This window comes from Pseudomonas sp. EggHat1, from assembly GCF_014892995.1.
GTDB lineage: Bacteria > Pseudomonadota > Gammaproteobacteria > Pseudomonadales > Pseudomonadaceae > Aquipseudomonas > Aquipseudomonas chaetocerotis.
The window spans coordinates 159839-179753 of the sequence record NZ_JACKQK010000010.1 but is presented as its reverse complement, the minus strand read 5'-3'; the positions used below and the strand labels follow the sequence as shown (position 1 = coordinate 179753).

The 19915-nt window shown below is 62.9% G+C and carries 19 protein-coding genes; 5 read left to right on the top strand and 14 right to left on the bottom strand.

Annotation, left to right across the window (positions count from 1 at the left end; all coding sequences use genetic code 11):
* Together INS93_RS16975 and INS93_RS16970 are read right to left on the bottom strand one after the other, a co-directional pair.
* Positions 1–281, bottom strand: a 281-nt coding sequence (locus INS93_RS16975; protein ID WP_192984118.1) for an aminotransferase class III-fold pyridoxal phosphate-dependent enzyme, incomplete at its 3' end; no start/stop codon positions are given.
* Between the two features lie 126 nt (positions 282–407).
* Positions 408–1766, bottom strand: a complete 1359-nt coding sequence (locus tag INS93_RS16970) for a glutamine synthetase family protein (RefSeq protein WP_160016789.1) — start codon at positions 1764–1766, stop codon at positions 408–410.
* Between the two features lie 795 nt (positions 1767–2561).
* On the opposite strand from INS93_RS16970, the gene INS93_RS16965 reads away from it, so the two are divergent.
* The 5 genes from INS93_RS16965 to aguA all read left to right on the top strand — a co-directional run bounded on the left by INS93_RS16965 (position 2562) and on the right by aguA (position 8195).
* Positions 2562–3941 (top strand): glutamine synthetase family protein, encoded by a 1380-nt coding sequence (locus INS93_RS16965; protein ID WP_160016790.1) that lies wholly within the window; start codon positions 2562–2564, stop codon positions 3939–3941.
* 177 nt (positions 3942–4118) lie between these two features.
* On the top strand, positions 4119–5177 hold the full coding sequence (locus tag INS93_RS16960; RefSeq protein WP_192984115.1) for a polyamine ABC transporter substrate-binding protein: 1059 nt from the start codon (positions 4119–4121) through the stop codon (positions 5175–5177).
* Positions 5178–5248: 71 nt separating this feature from the next.
* The gene (locus INS93_RS16955) at positions 5249–5893 is read left to right on the top strand and encodes a TetR/AcrR family transcriptional regulator (protein WP_192984113.1); all 645 of its coding nucleotides are present in this window, start codon (positions 5249–5251) and stop codon (positions 5891–5893) included.
* 252 nt (positions 5894–6145) lie between these two features.
* On the top strand, positions 6146–7027 hold the full coding sequence (gene aguB, locus INS93_RS16950; protein ID WP_192984110.1) for an N-carbamoylputrescine amidase: 882 nt from the start codon (positions 6146–6148) through the stop codon (positions 7025–7027).
* A gap of 70 nt (positions 7028–7097) precedes the next feature.
* Positions 7098–8195, top strand: coding sequence for an agmatine deiminase (gene aguA / locus INS93_RS16945; protein WP_192984107.1), 1098 nt, complete (start codon positions 7098–7100; stop codon positions 8193–8195).
* A 158-nt stretch (positions 8196–8353) separates the two neighbouring features.
* Here the strand turns inward: aguA and INS93_RS16940 are convergent, their stop codons facing one another.
* The 12 genes from INS93_RS16940 to pepP all read right to left on the bottom strand — a co-directional run bounded on the left by INS93_RS16940 (position 8354) and on the right by pepP (position 19900).
* Positions 8354–9343, bottom strand: coding sequence for a cytochrome-c peroxidase (locus INS93_RS16940; RefSeq protein WP_192984105.1), 990 nt, complete (start codon positions 9341–9343; stop codon positions 8354–8356).
* A gap of 117 nt (positions 9344–9460) precedes the next feature.
* On the bottom strand, positions 9461–9649 hold the full coding sequence (locus INS93_RS16935; protein ID WP_192984102.1) for a YgaP family membrane protein: 189 nt from the start codon (positions 9647–9649) through the stop codon (positions 9461–9463).
* A 14-nt stretch (positions 9650–9663) separates the two neighbouring features.
* Positions 9664–10083, bottom strand: coding sequence for a DUF6691 family protein (locus INS93_RS16930; protein ID WP_192984099.1), 420 nt, complete (start codon positions 10081–10083; stop codon positions 9664–9666).
* 2 nt (positions 10084–10085) lie between these two features.
* Positions 10086–10520: a YeeE/YedE family protein gene (locus tag INS93_RS16925; RefSeq protein WP_192984096.1), complete on the bottom strand. Its 435-nt coding sequence runs from the start codon at positions 10518–10520 to the stop codon at positions 10086–10088.
* Entirely contained in the window at positions 10517–10831 is a 315-nt protein-coding gene (locus INS93_RS16920) for an ArsR/SmtB family transcription factor (protein WP_192984093.1), read from the bottom strand. Before INS93_RS16920 ends, INS93_RS16925 begins: the two co-directional genes overlap by 4 nt.
* A gap of 318 nt (positions 10832–11149) precedes the next feature.
* Positions 11150–11539 carry a glycine cleavage system protein GcvH gene (gcvH, locus tag INS93_RS16915; RefSeq protein WP_079784883.1) on the bottom strand — a complete coding sequence of 130 codons (390 nt, stop codon included), beginning with the start codon at positions 11537–11539 and terminating at the stop codon, positions 11150–11152.
* Between the two features lie 94 nt (positions 11540–11633).
* A complete protein-coding gene (gene gcvT / locus INS93_RS16910; protein ID WP_192984090.1) occupies positions 11634–12731 on the bottom strand; it encodes a glycine cleavage system aminomethyltransferase GcvT in 1098 nt (365 codons plus the stop codon).
* A gap of 314 nt (positions 12732–13045) precedes the next feature.
* On the bottom strand, positions 13046–14662 hold the full coding sequence (locus tag INS93_RS16905) for an ABC transporter permease (RefSeq protein WP_192984087.1): 1617 nt from the start codon (positions 14660–14662) through the stop codon (positions 13046–13048).
* Positions 14663–14863: 201 nt separating this feature from the next.
* On the bottom strand, positions 14864–15865 hold the full coding sequence (locus INS93_RS16900) for an extracellular solute-binding protein (protein ID WP_160016802.1): 1002 nt from the start codon (positions 15863–15865) through the stop codon (positions 14864–14866).
* Positions 15866–15976: 111 nt separating this feature from the next.
* The gene (locus INS93_RS16895; RefSeq protein WP_192984084.1) at positions 15977–17194 is read right to left on the bottom strand and encodes a 2-octaprenyl-3-methyl-6-methoxy-1,4-benzoquinol hydroxylase; all 1218 of its coding nucleotides are present in this window, start codon (positions 17192–17194) and stop codon (positions 15977–15979) included.
* Between the two features lie 93 nt (positions 17195–17287).
* Positions 17288–18472, bottom strand: coding sequence for a 2-octaprenyl-6-methoxyphenyl hydroxylase (gene ubiH / locus INS93_RS16890; RefSeq protein WP_192984081.1), 1185 nt, complete (start codon positions 18470–18472; stop codon positions 17288–17290).
* Between the two features lie 93 nt (positions 18473–18565).
* Positions 18566–19900 carry a Xaa-Pro aminopeptidase gene (pepP, locus tag INS93_RS16885; RefSeq protein ID WP_192984079.1) on the bottom strand — a complete coding sequence of 445 codons (1335 nt, stop codon included), beginning with the start codon at positions 19898–19900 and terminating at the stop codon, positions 18566–18568.
* Positions 19901–19915: the final 15 nt, after the last annotated feature.

The following is a 19915-nucleotide window of genomic DNA, read 5'->3' as shown; positions in this document are numbered from 1 at the left end:
GTCTGGAAGAAGGTGTTGTAGAACGGCAATTGACGCATCTGCGCGCTGGCGGCTTCGACCAGTTCCTCGCGGCCATAGCCGACGGCCACGCACCACAGACCGGCCATGCCGTCGAGGATCTTGTTGCCCTCGCTGTCCCACAGGTGCACGCCCTTTGCTTCAGTGATGATGCGCGGGCCCTTCTCGGCCAGTTGCTTGTAATCACTGAACGGCGCCAGATGGTGGGCCTGACTGAGGGCCTGCCAGTGTGCGGTCTTGGAGTTCTTGGCTTGCTGATTCATCACAACACCTTGTTTGTGCGAGCCGTCTCGACAACTCGCGAAAAACGTCTGGATCGTGAGAGGCGCTTCAGCGGCGGTATTCGCGGCTAAAGCCCCTCCCACAGAGCCATCAGAGGCTACGCAGCGTTACACCGACAGCAGCAGGAACTCGCGTTCCCAGGAGCTGATCACCCGCTTGAAGTTCTCGTGCTCGGCACGCTTGACCGCGACATAGCCGCGCATGAACTTCTCGCCGAGGTACTTCTCGGCAACCTTGCATGCTTCCATCCGCTCCAGAGCGGCTTCGATGGTCAGCGGCAGGCGCAAGTTACGGCGCTCATAGCCACGGCCCTTGACCGGCGCACCGGGTTTGATGCCCTCGGCCATGCCGATGTAGCCACAAAGCAACGATGCCGCCAGCACCAGGTAAGGGTTGGCATCAGCACCGGCCAGGCGGTTTTCCACGCGGCGATTCTGCGGGCTGGCTTCGGGGACGCGCAGACCCACGGTACGGTTCTCCTCGCCCCACTCCACGTTCACCGGCGCCGAGGTATCGGGCAGGAAACGGCGGAACGAATTGACGTTCGGGGCGAACAGCGGCAACAGCTCGGGGATATATTTCTGCAAGCCACCGATGTGGTGCAGGAACAGCTCGCTCATCGTCCCATCATCATTGGAGAAGAGGTTCTTGCCGGTCTTGATGTCGACCACACTCTGGTGGATGTGCATGGCGCTGCCCGGCTCGTCGGTGATCGGCTTGGCCATGAAGGTCGCCGCCACGTCATGCTTGAGCGCGGCCTCGCGCATGGTGCGCTTGAACACGGTGATCTGGTCGGCCAGATGCAGGGCTTCGCCATGCCGGAAGTTGATTTCCATCTGTGCCGGACCGTCTTCGTGGATCAGGGTGTCGAGATCCAGGTGTTGCAGTTCGCACCAGTCGTAAACGTCTTCGAACAGCGGGTCGAATTCGTTGGCGGCATCGATGGAGAACGACTGCCGCCCCACCTCCGGACGACCGGAACGCCCCATCGGCGCTACCAGCGGGAAGTCTGGGTCACTGTTGCGCTTGGTCAGGTAGAACTCCATCTCCGGCGCGACGATGGGCTTCCAGCCCTTGTCGGCATACATCTGCAGCACACGCTTGAGAATGTTGCGCGGCGACAGCTCGATGGGGTTGCCCTGCTTGTCGAAGGTGTCGTGGATCACCATCGCGGTGGGCTCGATGGCCCAGGGTACGAGGAATACGGCATTGGCGTCCGGGCGGCAGAACATGTCGATGTCCGCCTCATCCAGCAACTCGTAATAGATGTCATCCTCGACGTAGTCGCCGGTCACGGTCTGCAGCAGCACGCTCTCGGGAAGGCGCATGCCCTTCTCGTCGAGGAACTTGTTGGTCGGCGAGATCTTGCCGCGAGCAATGCCGGTCAGGTCGCTGATCAGGCATTCGACTTCGGTGATTTTGCGTTCTTTCAGCCAGCTCGTGAGCTGGTCTAACTTGGTACTCATAGAGACCTCAGGGTTGTAGAACCAGCTTGAGTTATAGCGGGTTCAGCGTTGCCCCGCCTTCTCCCTGCAAGCCTCACCAAAGGCCTGAAAGAAGGCGAGATATTCGGGTGGATGCTACTAGGGGTGCGGCACCTCCGGCACCTGGCATTTCACTCCACCGAAATAAATCCGCTCACCCTTTTCCACGAACACCGAGCTGTCTGTTTCGCGGCATGGCGCGAGCCCAGCGAAGCCAGCCAGTGGCTTGTGTGTTGCCGAGCGTGGGCCTGAGCGGACGCCAAGGGGCGTTGCGCGGCCACGTACGCTATCGTGCAGGGTATGGAATGAGCGAACGGCCTGGTGAGACAGGCCGCGCGGCGCAGAAGCCGCAAAGGAAAGCTGTTGCTGCGCTGCAGCGGCCATGCTCATGACTGATCGAGCCCGCATGATGAGCAGACTCGCCTCGCTGACGAGGGAAGAGGTCGTGTGACCGATGGTCCTGGTGCAAGCGCTGACGCCGATGGTCGGCAGGCAAAACATGAGACACCCGTATTATTGCTGTTAGTGGGTTTGAACCGAGCTTAGCCTTGTTCATTTTTTTACACAATAGCTCTGTAAAAAATTGAACACACCCCACTGAGCAGCCTGAAAGATCAACGCCCGGAGCACGCTGAAAGGCCTTTAAATGCCCCAAAAATGGCCATCACGCCCCACTACAGGGCATCATGAGGCCAGCTTGACAGTAAAGTGCGTTTCGGATTGACTCACACCCATGCAGTCGCATGATTGATATATTTAACAAAAAGGTGTTGCATCATGTCGGTACCCCCGCGTGCCGTTCAGCTTAACGAAGCGAACGCGTTCCTCAAGGAACATCCCGAGGTCCAGTTCGTCGACCTTCTTATTGCAGATATGAATGGCGTGGTGCGCGGCAAGCGCATCGACCGAAACGCCCTGCACAAGGTGTACGAGAAAGGCATCAACCTGCCGGCCTCGCTCTTCGCCCTCGACATCAATGGTTCCACCGTCGAGAGCACCGGCCTTGGCCTGGATATCGGTGACGCCGACCGTATCTGCTTCCCCATCCCCGATACCCTGTGCAACGAGCCCTGGCAGAAGCGCCCCACTGCGCAACTGCTGATGACCATGCACGAGCTGGACGGCACGCCTTTCTTCGCCGACCCGCGCGAGGTATTGCGACAGGTGGTGCAGAAGTTCGACGAACTGGGCCTGCGTATCTGCGCAGCCTTCGAACTGGAGTTCTACCTGATCGACCAGGAGAACGTGAACGGTCGGCCGCAGCCGCCGCGCTCACCGATCTCCGGCAAGCGCCCGCATTCCACTCAGGTCTACCTGATCGACGACCTCGACGAGTACGTCGACTGCCTGCAGGACATGCTCGAAGCCGCCAAGGAGCAGGACATCCCGGCCGATGCCATCGTCAAGGAAAGTGCCCCGGCGCAGTTCGAGGTCAACCTGCACCACGTCGAAGACGCCATCAAGGCCTGCGACTACGCGCTGCTGCTCAAGCGCCTGATCAAGAACATCGCCTACGACCATGAGATGGATTCCACCTTCATGGCCAAGCCCTATCCGGGCCAGGCCGGCAACGGCCTGCACGTGCACATCTCGCTGCTGGACAAGAAGACCGGCAAGAACATCTTCGCCGCCGACAACCCGCTGGAGAACCAGCCGCTGCGCCACGCCATCGGCGGCATCCTCGACACCATGGCCGCGAGTATGGCTTTCCTCTGCCCCAACGTGAACTCCTACCGCCGCTTCGGCGCGCAGTTCTACGTGCCCAACGCGCCGAGCTGGGCGCTGGACAACCGCACCGTGGCCGTGCGCGTGCCGACCGGCAGCGCCGACGCCGTGCGCATCGAACACCGGGTGGCCGGCGCCGACGCCAATCCCTACCTGATGCTGGCGTCGATCCTCGCCGGCATCCACCACGGTCTGACCAACCAGATCGACCCGGGCGAGCCGATCGAAGGCAACTCCTACGAGCAACTCGAGCAGAGCCTGCCGAACAACCTGCGCGACGCGCTGCGCGAGCTGGACGACAGCGAAGTGCTGAACAAGTACATCGATCCGAAGTACATCGACATCTTCGTCGCGTGCAAGGAAGCCGAGCTGCAGGAGTTCGAGACCACTATCTCCGACCTCGAGTACAACTGGTACCTGCACACCGTGTAACACCGAGAAAGCCGGCCGCAGAGCCGGCTTCTTTTTGCCTGCCAACTGCCAACCGACAGCTCTGACGCTTCGCGTAGGGACCAGCGGTTCGCCACAAGGCGACCGCGCTGACATGCATCAAACCCCGGCAAACCAGACCGCCGGATACTGTTGCTTTGATCAATCGGGGAGTTACTCATGCAACGCGCTCTTGCCGCCATCCTGCTAGGCCTGAGCTGCGGCCTGGCTCAGGCCGCCGACAGCATCCGTGTCTACAACTGGAACGATTACATCGCGCCGCAGGTGCTGGAAAACTTCACCCGCGACACAGGCATCGAGGTCGAGTACCACACTTTCGCCAGTGCCGAGGAGTTGGCGCAAGCGCTGGAAAGCGGTCAGCCCATCGACATCGCCGTGCCCTCGCACAATGACCTGCCAAGGCTGATCGCCAGCGGCCGCATTCGCCCGCTGGATTTCACCCTGCTGCCCAACCGCACGCACCTGGACAAGCAACTGCTGAGCAAGCTGGCTGCGGTCGACCCGCAGAACCAGCACGCCATCCCCTACCTGTGGGGCGCGGTTGGCCTGGCGATCAATACCCCGCAGGCCGAAGCGGCCTATGGCGGCCCGTTGCCGGACAGCTGGAGCCTGCTGTTCGACGCCGACCAGAGCAAGCGCCTGGCCAGTTGCGGCATCAGCGTACTGGATGCGTCGGATGAAACCCTGTCGTTGCTACTCAACTACCAGGGCCGCAGCCTGGCACGCAGCGCACCAAGCCGCATCGAGCGCGCCGGAGAGATACTCGACGCTCTGCGCCCGAGCCTGCGCTATGTCGACAGTGAGCGCTATATCGAAGACCTCAGCAACGGTCGCCTGTGCCTGGCCATGGCCTGGGTCGGCGATGCACTGGCCGCAGCGCAGGCCGGCCAGCCAGTGCGCTTCGTGGTGCCGGACGAGGGCTCGGTACTGTTCATCGACAACCTGGTGATCCCTGCCAATGCCAGCCGCCCGGAGCTCGCCCACCGCTTCATCAACTACCTGATGCAGCCGCAGGTGATCGCGCAGATCACCGCCGAGACGCTCTACCCCAACGGCAATGCCGACTCGGCACAGTTCATCGACAGCGCCCTGCTGGAGCAACCCGGGCTCTATCCGGATCAGGACACCAAGCGCCGCCTGTATCCACTGGAGGTTCTCTCGCAGAAACATGCTCAGGTGCGTAACAACGTCTGGCAGCGCTTCCGCGACGGCAGTTGAACGGATGGCGAGGCTTGCCTCGCCAACACCGCCTGACGTCCAATAGCACCTCGCCCACCGAGGAGCTCACCATGTCGCGTCCTGCCAGCCCCCGTAAGCCGCGCGCCAGCAGTCAGGCACGGATCGCCGTGATCCTCGCGGCAGCACGCGAACTGCTGGCCGAGCAAGGCGTGGCCAATCTGTCGGTCTACACGGTGGCCGAGCACGCGAAGATTCCGCCTTCCTCGGTCTACCACTTCTTCGCCAGCGTACCGGCACTGCTCGAAGGCCTTACTGCAGACGTACACGCAGCCTTTCGCGCCTGCCTGCAGGAACCCGTCGAGCATGTCACCCTGCACACCTGGCATGACCTGTCGCGTATCGTCGAACAACGCATGCTGGACATCTACGCGCGGGACGCCGCAGCGCGCCAGTTGATCCTCGCCCAGCACGGCCTGGCCGAAGTCACTCAAGCTGACCATCAGCACGACCTCGAACTGGGCCGCCTGATGCAGGCATTGTTCGAGCGTCACTTCCCCCTGCCGCAATTACCGACGGATATCGATGTATTCGCCCTGGCCATGGAGCTGGGTGATCGCGTCTACGCCCGCTCCGTGCAACTGCACGGCGAAATCAGCCCCCGCCTGGCCGAGGAAGGCATGCGCGTTTTCGATGCCTACCTGGGCCTTTACCTGCCCGCTGCGCTGCCAAAACGAGCCACGCCGCTTATCCCGTAGGGTGTCGCGGGGCCGGGTTGCACACCGCCGACATCTCGGCAATCGAGCCCTTGTGCGCCCACAGGGTTTGCAAACTCATGAATCCGACAAAAATCGAATAATTTTCGAAAATTCGATCAGTAGCGCCTTCTAATACCGATATTTATCGGATATAAATCGAGCATCCCGCCTTGGTCGATATCCAGCCATGGCACTCCGAGAAGGCCCTCCGGTGAAGCCGGGCTGGCCTGTGAACGAGCCAAGAGGTGCTTCATGTCCCGTATCGTTACCGTCGCTGCGACCCAGATGGCCTGCTCCTGGGATACCCCCGCGAACATCGCCAACGCCGAGAGGCTGGTGCGCCAGGCAGCAGCCCGGGGCGCCCAGATCATCCTGATCCAGGAGCTGTTCGAGGCGCCCTACTTCTGCCAGAAGCCGAACGCCGACTACACCCAGCTGGCAACCACGGTGGAAGACAATCCGGCCATCGTGCACTTCCAGAAGGTCGCCGCCGAACTGAAGGTGGTGCTGCCGATAAGCTTCTTCGAGCGTGCCGGCCGCGCCCGCTTCAACAGCATCGCCATCCTCGACGCTGACGGCAGCAACCTCGGTATTTATCGAAAAAGCCACATCCCTGATGGTCCCGGCTACCACGAGAAGTACTACTTCAACCCGGGCGATACCGGCTTCAAGGTCTGGGACACCGCCTACGCGCGCATCGGCGTGGGCATCTGCTGGGACCAATGGTTCCCGGAGTGCGCACGCAGCATGGCCCTGATGGGCGCGGAAATCCTCTTCTACCCGACCGCCATCGGCAGCGAGCCGCACGATGCCAATATCAGCTCGCGCGACCACTGGCAGCGCGTGCAGCAGGGTCATGCCGGCGCCAACCTGATGCCGCTGGTGGCCAGCAACCGCATCGGCCGCGAAGAGCAGGATGGTTACGACATCACCTTCTACGGCAGCTCGTTCATCGCCAACCAGTTCGGCGAGAAGGTCGAGGAGCTGAATCAGATCGAGGAAGGCGTACTGGTGCACAGCTTCGACCTGAGCGAACTGGAGAAGGTGCGCACGGCCTGGGGCGTGTTCCGCGACCGTCGCCCGAACCTATACTGGCCACTTTCGACGCTCGATGGTGAAAACCGCTGCGAGTGAACGTAGCCCGGATGCCATCCGGGGCTTTTTCTCACAACTCCCCGGATTGCATCCGGGCTACAGGTGAAACATGAACACGCTGACCACCACACCACGCGCCGATGGCTTTCGCATGCCGGCAGAATGGGAACCACACAGCCAGACCTGGATGGTCTGGCCCGAGCGCCCGGACAACTGGCGCAACGGCGGCAAGCCGGCCCAGGCCGCCTTCGCCGCGGTGGCCAAGGCCATCGCCCAGTTCGAGCCAGTAACCGTCTGCGTGTCCGCAGCGCAATACGAAAACGCCAGCGCGCGCCTGGATGACGCCAACATCCGCCTGGTGGAAATCACCACCGACGACGCCTGGGTGCGCGACACCGGCCCGACCTTCGTCAGCAACGCCAACGGCGAAGTGCGCGGCGTGGACTGGGCGTTCAATGCCTGGGGCGGCTTCGACGGCGGTCTTTACTGGCCATGGCTGCGTGACGACCAGGTAGCGCGCAAGATTCTCGAGATCGAAGGCTGCAAGTGCTATCGCACCGAAGGTTTCGTGCTCGAGGGTGGCTCGATCCACGTCGACGGCGAAGGCACCCTGATCACCACCGAGGAGTGCCTGCTGAACAAGAACCGCAACCCGCACCTGTCGCGTGAGGAAATCGAGGCCGTGCTGCGCGAGCACCTGGCCATCGACACGGTGATCTGGCTGCCGGACGGCCTGTACAACGACGAGACCGATGGCCACGTCGACAACTTCTGCTGCTACGTGCGTCCTGGTGAAGTGCTACTGGCCTGGACCGACGATGTGAATGATCCCAACTATCCGCGTTGCCAGGCCGCCATGCGCGTGCTGGAAAACGCGCGCGACGCCAGGGGCCGTCAGTTGACCGTGCACAAGATGCCAATCCCTGGCCCGCTTCACGCCACCGCAGAAGAATGCGCAGGCGTCGACATCGTCGACGGCAGCCAAGAGCGTAATCCGGAAGTTCGCCTGGCCGGCTCCTACGTCAACTTCCTAATCGTCAACGGTGGCATCGTCGCGCCGAGCTTCGATGACCCGAAGGATGAGGAAGCCCGTGCCATTCTTCAACGCGTGTTCCCCGAGCATCGCGTGGTGATGGTGCCAGGCCGCGAGATTCTGCTCGGCGGCGGCAATATCCACTGCATCACCCAGCAGCAGCCCAAAGGCTGAGCAACGTAGGGTGGACAACGCGAAGCTTGTCCACCAAAGGCGGCACCCCTGCCTTCCGGCAATGGTGGATAAACACAGCGTTATCCACCCTACGGCGGATTTACCCGCCTCCGCCTGTAAACGCCCGGCACATGCCGGGCGTTTACATGACCGCCAACTCACTCGAACGGCTGCGGCCGCGGCGTATCGTTGTTCGACGGCGGCAGGATCGGCAGGGCAAAGCTCGGCTGCTCGCCGGTCAGTGTCTTGAGGAAGGCGGTGATCTTGCCGATCTCCTCCTCGCTCAACTTACGCCCCAACTGCAAGCGCGCCATGATGTCCACCGACTCCTCCAACTTCCAGTAGGCGCCGTCGTGGAAGTAGGGATAGGTCAGTTCGACATTGCGCAAGGTTGGCACCTTGAACTTGAAGCGGTCGGCATCCTTGCCGGTCAGGCCAGCCACGCCCTCGGCCGGATTGCTGGTTTCGTAGGGTTCGACCAACCCCATCTTCTGGAACGAGTTACCGCCCAGCGCCGGGCCGTTGTGGCAGGCGACGCAGCCGATGGACTTGAACAGCTGGTAGCCCTCCAGTTCGGTCTGGGTAATGGCCTGCTGGTCGCCCTTGAGCCACAGGTCGAAGCGCGAATTGGGCGTGACCAGAGTCTTTTCGAACTCGGCGATGGCGTCGGTCACCTCATCGAGGGTGATTTCATCGGTCTTGTACACGGCCTTGAACGATTCGCGGTATTGCGGGATCGAGCGCAGCACGTCGATGGCGAGAATGTGAGTGAAGGCCATCTCCATCGGGTTCGCGATGGGGCCAGCAGCCTGTTCCTTGAGATCGGCGGCGCGGCCATCCCAGAACTGCGCGAGGTTGAGACTGGAATTGAGCACCGTGGGCGAATTGATCGGCCCTTGCTGCCAGTTATGACCGATGGAGCTGGGCAGGTTGTCACTGCCGCCCATCGACAGGTTGTGGCAGGAGTTGCAGGAAATGAAACCCGAGCGCGACAGGCGCGGATCGAAAAACAGCTGCTTGCCCAGTTCCACCTTGGCCGGATCGGTGATCTCGGCCGGTGAGATAGGCTCGACGGGTTCGTTGATCGGTACATTGGCCCAGGCGCTGGCGCCCAGGCACAACCCGACCATCAGGCTCAGAGTGCGCATGCGTATATCTCCTCGGGTATTGGCTGTTCTGGTTATGCCTTGACCATGCCCAGCGCAAACCAAGGGCGACTTGATCTGAATCAAACCGCGTACGCATCTCGCCTCAGTGGATATGTTTCATTTCATTTTGCAGGTGTTGATACCCAGTAGTGGATACACAGGGCAGAAGCGGAAGATGCCGGTTGCCAGTGGCACTACACCGATCCAGCCCCACAGACCGATCACGCCGGCCAGACTCAGCGCGATCAGAATCAGACCTGCGACGATGCGCAGACTGCGGTCGAGCGTTCCAACATTGGCTTTCATCGAGTTTCTCCAGGTCAACGTCCGCGCCGGCCTTCCAGCGCAGTAAAGATCAGCATCCCGGCGAGCATCGCCGCGACGAACAGTAGTGCCTGCCAGTGCCCGGTCAGCAGGATGGCAACGGCCGGCCCCGGACAGATGCCGGCGATACCCCAACCGACACCGAAAAGCAGGCTGCCACCAATCAGACGAACATCGAGGTCGCGACGCCTCGGCAACTGCATGGCGCCGCCGAGCAGTGCCTTGGCGCGCCGCTGCGCCAAACTCAACGGCAGCGCCGCGACGCCAATGGCGCCCGCCATCACCAGGGCGAGAGACGGGTCCCAGTTACCGGCCAGATCGAGAAAGGCCAGCACCTTGGCCGGATCGGCCATGCCCGCCAACAGCAATCCAAAACCAAACAGCAGGCCGCAGGCGAATGCACTGAGTCTGACCATGTTCATGCCCCCAGCAGATGACGCAGGACAAATACCGTGACGAAACCGCTGGCCATGAAGCCCAACGTGGCCACCAGCGAGCGCGGCGACAGACGGGAAATACCGCAGACGCCATGGCCGCTGGTGCAGCCCGAGCCATAGCGGGTACCGATACCGACCAGCAAGCCGGCAACGATCAAGCCCAGGCTGCCCGTCTCGAATCGAATAGCCGGCAATGCCGCGAACACTCCCCAGAGCAAGGGCGCCAGAAGCAGGCCAAGAAGGAATGCCGCCTTTTCACCTCGCCCCTCAGCACCGCGTTGCAGCAGACTGCCGAGCAGGCCGCTGATACCGGCAACCCGGCCATTTACCAGGGCGAACACGGAGGCCGCCAGGCCGATCAGGGCACCGCCAGCCAGAGCACTCCAGGGCGTGAAAGCAGCCCAGTCGACGTTCATTGCCGGCCCTCGCAGAACAGGTGGTAGAGGGTTTCGATCACCGCCAGCGCCGCCGGACTGCTGATGCGATAGAAGATCTGCTTGCCGTCGCGACGGGTTGCCACCAGCCCTTCACGACGCAGCACGGCCAGTTGCTGTGACAGCGTGGGCTGCTGGATACCGAGCAGCGTCTCCAGTTCGCTGACATTGAGCTCGCCCTGCGACAGCTGGCATAGCAGCAGCAGACGATCCGGATTGGCCAGCGCCTTGAGCAGTTGTCCGGCAGCGTCGGCATTGGCGCGCAGTTGCTGGATATCGATGGATTCGACCATGGAACACCTTCACTTAATACAATATGTATTTTTATATATTGTATTTTGGAAAAGTGATAGCCCAGCTGACCAGCGGTTAAGGAGGGGATTGAACAGGCCTTACAGGAGCGCGCCTACCTGCATCAACCGATGCATGCACAATCGTGGGAGGGGCTTTAGCCGCGACAAGAGCTCGCCGCTGAAGCGCCTCCCACAAGGGTATCGTCACTCCCCGGATTACATCCGGGCTACCACTGACGCCCTACAAGCGACTTCATTAGCGGAGCCCAGAAACGCAGAAACCCGCCGTAGCGGGTTTCCGGGTCGAGGCCAGATGAATCAGGCGTCGGCGTCAGCAGCGGCTTGATAGGCTGCAGCGTCCAGCAGCTTGTCCAGCTCGCTGGCGTCGCTCGGCTTGAGCTTGAAGAACCAGCTGCCGTATGGGTCGCTGTTGACGCTTTCCGGGCTGTCGGTCAGCGCTTCGTTGATGGCGATCACTTCGCCGCCAACGGGTGCGTAGATGTCGGAGGCAGCCTTGACCGACTCCACCACGCCCGCTTCCTGGCCAGCATTCAGTTGCTTGCCAACTTCCGGCAGCTCGATGAACACCACGTCGCCAAGGGCTTCCTGGGCATGGTCGGAGATGCCCACGGTCACGCTGCCGTCAGCCTCCAGGCGCGCCCACTCGTGGCTGGCGGCATAACGCAGATCGGCGGGGATATTGCTCATGTGTCTTTCCTCGTAAGCGATGACGGCAAGTGGGCCGTCAGGACAATTTAGCAGGCCGCGGCGCCAGGGGAAGCCAGCACCGCGACCTGATGATTCAGATAAGGGTTTTGCCGTTGCGCACGAAGCCCGGCCTGACCACCCGCACCGGGTACCACTTGCCACGGATCTCCACCTCGGCCCGATCCCCGGTCGCTGCCGGCACCCGTGCCAACGCGATGGATTTGTTCAGCGTAGGCGAGAAGCTGCCACTGGTGATCTCGCCGTCACCGATACCTTCGACGCGCACCACCTGATGCGCGCGCAGCACGCCGCGCTCCTCCAGTACCAGGCCCACCAGCTTGCTCGGGCAACCGGCAGCGCGCTGCGCCTCCAGCGCCGGACGGCCGATGAAATCGCGATCGACCGGCTCCCAGGCGATGGTCCAGGCCATATTGGCGGCCAGCGGGCTGACCTGCTCATCCATGTCCTGGCCATAGAGGTTCATCCCCGCCTCCAGGCGCAGCGTGTCGCGTGCGCCAAGGCCGATGGGAGCGATACCGGCACCGACCAGATCGTTGAGCAAGGACACCACCTCGCTCACCGGCAGGACGATCTCCAGCCCGTCTTCGCCGGTATAACCGGTACGGGCGATGAACCAGTCGCCCTCGGGCAACCCCTGGAACGGCTTGAGCTCATGGATCAGCGCTGCACGTGCCTGGCTCAACAGTTCCGATACCCGTGCCCGCGCCTTGGGCCCCTGAATGGCGAGCATGGCCAGGTCACGACGCTCACGCAGCTGCACATCGAAATCGCCAGCCTGGGCGTGCATCCAGGCCAGGTCCTTGTCACGGGTGCCGGCGTTGACCACCAGCCGATAGCCCTGCTCCTGGGAAGATGAGCTGGTGAGGTAGACGATCAGGTCGTCGATCACCCCGCCCTGCTCATTGAGCATGGCGCTGTACAGCGCCTTGCCGGGGCTCTCCAGACGGGCCACATCGTTGGCCAGCAGACGCTGCAGAAAGGCCTGGGCCTGGCTGCCACTCACGTCCACCACGCACATGTGCGAGACATCGAACACGCCGCACTCGCGGCGCACCTGATGATGCTCCTCCACTTGCGAACCGTAGTGCAGCGGCATGTCCCAGCCGCCGAAATCCACCATCTTGGCCCCCAGTGCCAGGTGCAGGTCATAGAGGGGGGTGCGCTGTCCCATGGGTTATCTCCTTCCGGGCTTGGCGAAGCGATTTAGCCCCCTAGAAGCTACCTCCGTTGCCATTGCTGCGTTGAAAGTGGGCTCGAAATGCTCATGTACAAAAGTACATTCCGCTTTCTCTCCCACTGTCGCCTTGCACTGGCTGCCTCGGCTACGCTTCTAGATGAGTCCTGTCGGGCTGCCCCGACTCGCGAATGGCGCGCATTGTAGCCGCATGCGTCCGGGGGGTCATCCTGGCTTCAGGTCGTAGAGCGGGTGTAACCCGCCATGCCCCGACACTGGCGGGTTGCACCCGCCCTACAGCGCTGTATTGATCAACCGAAACCGCGTGCCGAACGACGAATCAGCAAAATCACCGGCAGCAGTCCGACCAATACCAGGGTCAACGCAGGCAGCGAGGCGCGCGCCCATTCGCCCTCGCTGGTCATTTCGAAGACTCGTACCGACAGCGTGTCCCAGCCGAACGGGCGCATCAGCAGGGTCGCAGGCATCTCCTTGAGCACATCGACGAACACCAACAACGCCGCCGACAACGTGCCAGGCAGCAGCAGCGGCAGATAGACCCTGAAGAACAGCCCGAAGCTGCCAACACCCAGGCTGCGCGAAGCCTCCGGCAGGGACGGACGAATACGCGCCAGGCTGGTTTCCAGAGGCCCGAAGGCCACCGCCATGAAGCGAATCAGATAGGCCACCAACAGCGCCGCCAGGCTACCCAGCAATAGCGGCTTGCCGGCACCGCCCAATACCGTGGACAGTGGAATTATCAGCTCACGATCAAGAAAGCTGAACGCCAGCATGATCGCCACCGCCAGCACCGAACCCGGCAAGGCATAGCCGAGGTTGCCCAGCGCCACACCGAAACGCACGCCGCGATTCGGCGCCTGACGCCGGGCGAAGGCCAGCAGCATGGCCACGCTGACGGTGATCAACGCCGCCATGCCGCCCAGATAGAGGGTATGCAGGATCAGCCCGGCGTAGCGCTCATCGAGGTCGAAGCGGCCGCGCTGCCAGAACCAGGCCAGCAGTTGCAGCAGCGGGATAACGAAGGCGCAGGCGAACACCAGACCGCACCAGGCGCTGGCGGCGAAGGCCTTCCAACCGTGCAACTGATACAGCGCCTTGCCCCGTGGCCGCTCGTTGGCTGGCCGCGCGGCGCCACGCGCACGGCGCTCACCATAGAGCACCAGCGCCACCGCCAGCAGCAGCAGACTCGCCAACTGAGTGGCGCTGGTCAGGCTGTAGAAGCTGTACCAGGTCTTGTAGATCGCCGTGGTGAAGGTGTCGAAATTGAACACCGACACCGCACCGAAATCGGCCAGAGTTTCCATGATCGCCAGAGCCAGGCCGGCACCGATGGCTGGCCGCGCCATCGGCAGCGCCACACGCCAGAACGCCTGCCACGGGCTCTGCCCCAGTACCCGCGCCGCCTCCATCAGGCCCTTGCCCTGAGCCAGGAAGGCACCACGGGCGAGCAGGTAGACGTAGGGATAGAACACCAGCACCAGAACGATGATCACGCCACCGGTAGAGCGCACTCGCGGCAAGCGCAAGCCGCTGCCGAACCATTCGCGCAGCAGCGTCTGCACCGGGCCGGCGAAATCCAGCAAGCCTACGAAGACGAAGGCCAGGACATAGGCGGGAATGGCGAAAGGCAGCATCAGCGCCCAGTCCAGCCAGCGCCGCCCGGGGAACTCGCAGAGGCTGGTGAGCCAGGCCAGGCTGACGCCCAGCAGCGTCACACCCACACCGACCCCCATCACCAACGTCAGCGTGTTACCAATCAGCCGCGCCATCTGCGTCTGCCACAGGTGCGACCAGATTTGCTGATCGACCTCATGCCAGCTCAACAGCAATACCGACAGGGGCATCAGCACAAGAACGGCGACGGCAAGAACGATGGGATACCAGCGACGCTGGACGGGATGCGGCACGCGGATTCCTCTACTACGGAAATGACGACGCCCCGGCTAGGCGGGGCGTCGCAGTATAACGGCAGCGCTGTGCTCGTCGATGATCGTTCCCACGCTCTGCGTGGGAACGCAGCGCTCGACGCTCCAGCGTCAGAAGCCAACAGGCGTGACGCGGAGCGTCACTGGCGACGTACCCACGCCGGAGCGTGGGTACGATCTCCTTTACTGCCAGCCGGCGCGATCCATCAGCATGGTCGCTTCAGCCTGACGCTTGCCCGCCACTTCGGTCGCAACCGAGTCAGCCTTGAAGGTACCCCAGGCAGCCACTTCCTCGGACGGTGCGACCGCCGGGTTGGCCGGGAACTCCTGGTTGACGCCGGCGAAGATGCTCTGCGCTTCCGGGGTGGTCATCCACTCCAGCAGCTTCTTGGCCTGTTCGGCGTGCGGTGCATGCTTGGTCACACCGGCACCGGCCAGGTTGACGTGCACGCCACGGTCGTCCTGGTTCGGCCAGAAGGGTTTGACCTTCAGATCCGGCTGCTGCTTGTGCAGACGGCCGTAGTAGTAGGTGTTGGTAATGCCCACGTCGCACTGGCCGGCGTCGATGGCCTGCAGCAGCGCGGTGTCATCCGGGAATACGTCGGTAGCCAGGTTGTTGACCCAGCCCTTGACGATCTCCTCGGTCTTCTCGGCGCCATGGGCTTCGATCAGAGTGGCGGTCAGCGACTGGTTGTAGACCTTCTTGCTGGTCCGCAGGCACAGGCGGCCTTCCCAGTTTTTGTCAGCCAGGGCTTCGTAGGTGGACAACTCTTGCGGCTTGACGCGCTCGGTGGAGTAGAAAATGGTCCGCGCACGCAGCGACAGGCCAGTCCAGCTGTCGGTGCTGGAGCGGTACTGGGCGGGGATGTTGGCGTCGATCACGTCGGACTTGGTCGGCTGCAGCACGCCTTCCTGCTCGGCCTGCCAGAGGTTGCCGGCGTCGACGGTAATCAGCAGGTCGGCCGGGGTGTTGGCGCCTTCGGCCTTGAGGCGGGCGATCAGCGGGGCTTCCTTGTCGGTGATGAACTTCACCTTGACCCCAGTTTTCTCGGTGTAGGCATCGAACACCGGCTTGATCAGCTCATCGATGCGGGCGGAATAGACCACCACTTCGTCGGCAGCCTGAACGGCGGTTGCCAGGGTGCTGAGAGTGAATGCAGCGAGAAGCGCGTTGCGAGCCTTCATGGGACCAGCCTCTTGTGGGTGAGCAAAGTGGCTGAATAGTAGTGAATGTTATTTGCCTTCTCAACGTAAACAGCAAGACAACACGCAGCAGTTATTACAAGTTGCGTCCGCTCAGGCCCGCGCCAATTCCGGCAGGTCACCGGCTAGCCCAAGCGCCTGACGCACGAACAGCGCCTTGGCCTCGGCCTGACCGTCGACCAGATCGAGACCGACATTGCGCAGCAGGCGCAGCGGCAAGGGGTCGGCCTGGAACAGGCGCTGAAAGCCTTCCATCGCCGCCATCATCGCCAGGTTGTGCGGCATGCGCCGACGCTCGAAACGGCTCAGCACGCGCTCATCACTGAGGTGCTCACCCCGTTCGGCGGCATGCAGCAGCACCTCGGCCAGCACAGCAGCGTCAAGGAAACCCAGGTTGACCCCCTGCCCCGCCAGTGGATGGATGGTGTGCGCGGCATCGCCGATCAGCGCCAGCCCAGGCTCCACATAGCGCTTGGCATGACGCTGGCGCAGCGGGATGCACAGACGGCGATCAGCATGCAGCACCTTGCCCAGGCGCGATTCGAAGGCCTTGCTCAGCTCGATGCAGAAGGTTTCATCGTCCAGCGCCATCAGACGCTCGGCCTCCACCGGCACGGTCGACCAGACGATCGAGCACCAATGCTCGCCAGCAGGCCCTGCCAGCGGCAGGAAGGCCAGTGGACCATCGTCGGTGAAGCGTTGCCAGGCGGTGGCCTGATGCGGACGCTCGCAACGCACGCTGGTGACGATGGCATGGTGCAGATAATCCCATTCGCGCGTGGCGCAACCGGCCAGGCGCCGCACCGCGGAATTGGCGCCATCAGCCGCCACCAGCAGCGGCGCACGCAACTGACGGCCGCCTTCCAGGGTCAGCAGCCAGTCATCGCCGCTGCGGCGCAGTTGCTCCAGGCGTGTGCCGGGCAACAGACCGATCTGGCTGTCGTGCAGACGTTCGAGCAGGGCATCCTGCACCACGCGATTCTCGACGATATGACCAAGCGTGTCGGCATGCACGCTGGCGGCGGCGAAGTGGATGCTGCCGGTGCCGGAGCCGTCCCACACGCGCATCTCGCCATAAGGGCAGGCACGCCGCGCGGCGATGCCCTGCCAGGCGCCCAGGCGCTCGAGAATGCGCTGACTGGCCATCGACAATGCACTGACGCGCGGCTCGAACGGCGCCTGCGCATCGAACGGCGCCACGCTCAGCGGGCTGCCATCGACGATCACAATCTCCAGACCGCTGTGTTCCAGCGCCAGCGCCAGGGTACTGCCGACCATACCGGCACCGACGATGATCAGATCCGCGCGCATATCACTCCTCAAACCGTAGGGTGCGCTGTGCGCACCCTGGCTTCCGATTGGTGCGCACGGCCTGGGCGGCCCCGCGACACCCTAAGGAATTGCTCATAGATTGCGGGTTCCCATGCCCATGGCCTGGCGGGCGAACCAGCGCTTGGCCGGCGGCAGCAGGTCAAGGCCGAGCAATCCCAGGTTACGCCCGGCGGTCAGCAGCGGCTGCCCATTGCTGAACAGACGCGTCACCTGGTCGGAGAAACCGACGGTCATTTGTTGATCGAGCTTTTGCCGTTGCTGGTAACGCTGCAGAGTGGCGAAATCCCCCAGCGCTGCCTCGCTACCGATCAGCACCTCGGCCAGCGCCAGGGTATCGCGCAGCGACAGGTTGTAGCCCTGACCGGCGATAGGGTGCAGGCTGTGCGCGGCGTTGCCCAGCACCACCAGATGCGGGCGCACCTGCTCCTGCGCCTCGACCAGGCTCAGAGGATAGAGATGCCGTGCTCCCACCTGCTTCAAGGCGCCCAGGCGATAACCGAAAGCCTGCTGCAATTCACCGAGAAAGCTCGCCTCGCTGGCGCGCAGCAGGCGCTCGGCGTCAGCGGCGGCGCGCGTCCAGACCAGTGCACAACGGTTATCGCTCAGGGGCAGCAGCGCCATCGGCCCGTCATCGGTAAAACGCTCGAAGGCCTGCCCGCGATGCGCCTCCAGCGGGCTGATGTTGGCGATCAGCGCACTCTGCCCGTAAGGCTTGATGCTGACGCCAATACCGAGCTGCTCACGCAAGCCGGAACGTCCACCGTCGGCGAGAATCGCCACGTCGCAGTCGAGGCAGGTTTCGTCGTTCAGGGTCAGCCGATAACCGTCGTCGAGACGCTGCATGCCGACCACTTCGGCCGGGCAGCGCCACTCGATCACATCCTGATCCAGCGCCTGCCACAGACAATGGCCGAGCCAGGCGTTCTCCGCTACGTAGCCGAGCGCCGGCACGCCTTCCTCGATGGCCTGCAGACGCGTGGCACCGAAACGGCCACGGTCGGAAACATGGATTTGCTGAATCGGCTCGGCACGCTGGGCAATGCTCTGCCACAGGCCCAGGCGCTCGTAGATCAACCGGCTGCCATAGGACAGCGCGGTAGAGCGGGCGTCATAGCTGGGCTGGTATTCGCTGCCCGGGGCGAAGGGTTCGATCAGGGCGATGCGCCAGCCACGCTGGCGTGCCGTGTCCTGCAGGGCCAGCGCCAGGCTGGCGCCGACCAGACCGCCGCCGATGATGGCCAACTGTACCCGCGTCATCGACATGCCTCCGCCGTCAGCATCAGGCTGGCACCGAACCATTCACCAACAGCCCCGCCACCGATGATCGTCAGATTCACACGTGACATGGGCTCAGGCCGCCTCGGTGCGCGCGGCCGCCATCAGTGCCTCGATCTCGGCAACGGTCTTGGGCACACCGCTGGTGAGAATCTCGCAGCCCTTCTTGGTCACTACCACGTCGTCCTCGATGCGCACGCCGATGCCGCGCCATTTCTTGGCGACCTTGTCGTTGTCGGTGGCGATGTAGATGCCCGGCTCCACGGTCATCGCCATGCCGACTTCCAGCACCCGCCATTCGCCGCCAACCTTGTAGTCGCCGACATCGTGCACATCCATGCCCAGCCAGTGGCCGGCGCGGTGCATATAGAAAGGTTTGTAGGCTTCGCTGGCGATCAGCTCGTCGACATCGCCCTCGAGCAGGCCCAGTTCAACCAGACCGGCAGTGATCACCCGCACTGTGGCTTCGTGGGCCTCGTTCCAATGCTTGCCCGGTGCGATTTCCTTGAATGCGGCTTCCTGCGAGGCCAGCACCAGCTCATAGATAGCCTTCTGCTCGGGGGAAAACCTGCCGCTGACCGGGAAGGTACGAGTGATGTCGCTGGCGTAGCAGTCGATCTCGCAGCCGGCGTCGATCAGCACCAGGTCGCCGTCCTTGAGCACCGCGTCGTTCTCACGGTAGTGCAGGATGCAGGCATTGCGGCCGGCGGCGACGATACTGCCGTAGGCCGGCATCTTCGCTCCACCCTTGCGGAACTCGTAGTCCAGCTCGGCTTCCAGGTGATATTCGAACAGCCCGTCGCGACTCGCCTGCATTGCGCGTATGTGAGCACGCGCACTGATCTCGGCCGCTTCCTTCATCACCTTCACCTCGGCAGACGACTTGTAAAGGCGCATGTCGTGCAGCAGATGGTTGAGGGCGACGAATTCGTTTGGCGGCGTCGCGCCCTGGCGCGCCTTGGCGCGGATATGGTTGACCCACTCCATCAGCCGATGATCGAACTCCTGATTGCTGCCGATGGCGTAGTAGACACGCTCGCGACCTTCGATCAGCCCCGGAAGAATGTCGTCGATGTCGCCAATGGGGAAGGCATCGTCGGCGCCAAACCGGCTGATCGCACCGTCCTGGCCGGCACGCAGGCCATCCCACAACTCGCGCTCCGGATCGCGTTCACGGCAAAACAGCACGTACTCACCGTGCTCGCGCCCAGGGATCAGCGCCATCACCGCCTCCGGCTCAGGGAAACCGGTGAGGTACTGGAAATCGCTGTCCTGACGGTAGACATGCTCGACGTCACGGTTGCGGATATACACCGGCGCCGCTGGCAGAATGGCGATGCTGTTGGGTTCCATCTGCGCCATCAGCGCCTTGCGCCGACGGGCATATTCGGACTTGGGGATGCTGATCAAGGCAGGCTCCGACGA

Excerpts from the sequence above, each read along its gene's own strand:
- aguA (WP_192984107.1), top strand. The coding sequence starts at position 7,098 with ATGAACACGCTGACCACCACACCACGCGCCGATGGCTTTCGCATGCCG.
- INS93_RS16920 (WP_192984093.1), bottom strand. The coding sequence starts at position 10,831 with ATGGTCGAATCCATCGATATCCAGCAACTGCGCGCCAATGCCGACGCT.
- INS93_RS16900 (WP_160016802.1), bottom strand. The coding sequence starts at position 15,865 with ATGAAGGCTCGCAACGCGCTTCTCGCTGCATTCACTCTCAGCACCCTG.
- INS93_RS16925 (WP_192984096.1), bottom strand. The coding sequence starts at position 10,520 with ATGAACGTCGACTGGGCTGCTTTCACGCCCTGGAGTGCTCTGGCTGGC.
- aguB (WP_192984110.1), top strand. The coding sequence starts at position 6,146 with ATGTCCCGTATCGTTACCGTCGCTGCGACCCAGATGGCCTGCTCCTGG.
- INS93_RS16930 (WP_192984099.1), bottom strand. The coding sequence starts at position 10,083 with ATGGTCAGACTCAGTGCATTCGCCTGCGGCCTGCTGTTTGGTTTTGGA.
- INS93_RS16960 (WP_192984115.1), top strand. The coding sequence starts at position 4,119 with ATGCAACGCGCTCTTGCCGCCATCCTGCTAGGCCTGAGCTGCGGCCTG.
- ubiH (WP_192984081.1), bottom strand. The coding sequence starts at position 18,472 with ATGACGCGGGTACAGTTGGCCATCATCGGCGGCGGTCTGGTCGGCGCC.
- INS93_RS16940 (WP_192984105.1), bottom strand. The coding sequence starts at position 9,343 with ATGCGCACTCTGAGCCTGATGGTCGGGTTGTGCCTGGGCGCCAGCGCC.
- INS93_RS16970 (WP_160016789.1), bottom strand. The coding sequence starts at position 1,766 with ATGAGTACCAAGTTAGACCAGCTCACGAGCTGGCTGAAAGAACGCAAA.
- gcvH (WP_079784883.1), bottom strand. The coding sequence starts at position 11,539 with ATGAGCAATATCCCCGCCGATCTGCGTTATGCCGCCAGCCACGAGTGG.
- INS93_RS16955 (WP_192984113.1), top strand. The coding sequence starts at position 5,249 with ATGTCGCGTCCTGCCAGCCCCCGTAAGCCGCGCGCCAGCAGTCAGGCA.
- INS93_RS16935 (WP_192984102.1), bottom strand. The coding sequence starts at position 9,649 with ATGAAAGCCAATGTTGGAACGCTCGACCGCAGTCTGCGCATCGTCGCA.
- INS93_RS16965 (WP_160016790.1), top strand. The coding sequence starts at position 2,562 with ATGTCGGTACCCCCGCGTGCCGTTCAGCTTAACGAAGCGAACGCGTTC.
- gcvT (WP_192984090.1), bottom strand. The coding sequence starts at position 12,731 with ATGGGACAGCGCACCCCCCTCTATGACCTGCACCTGGCACTGGGGGCC.
- INS93_RS16895 (WP_192984084.1), bottom strand. The coding sequence starts at position 17,194 with ATGCGCGCGGATCTGATCATCGTCGGTGCCGGTATGGTCGGCAGTACC.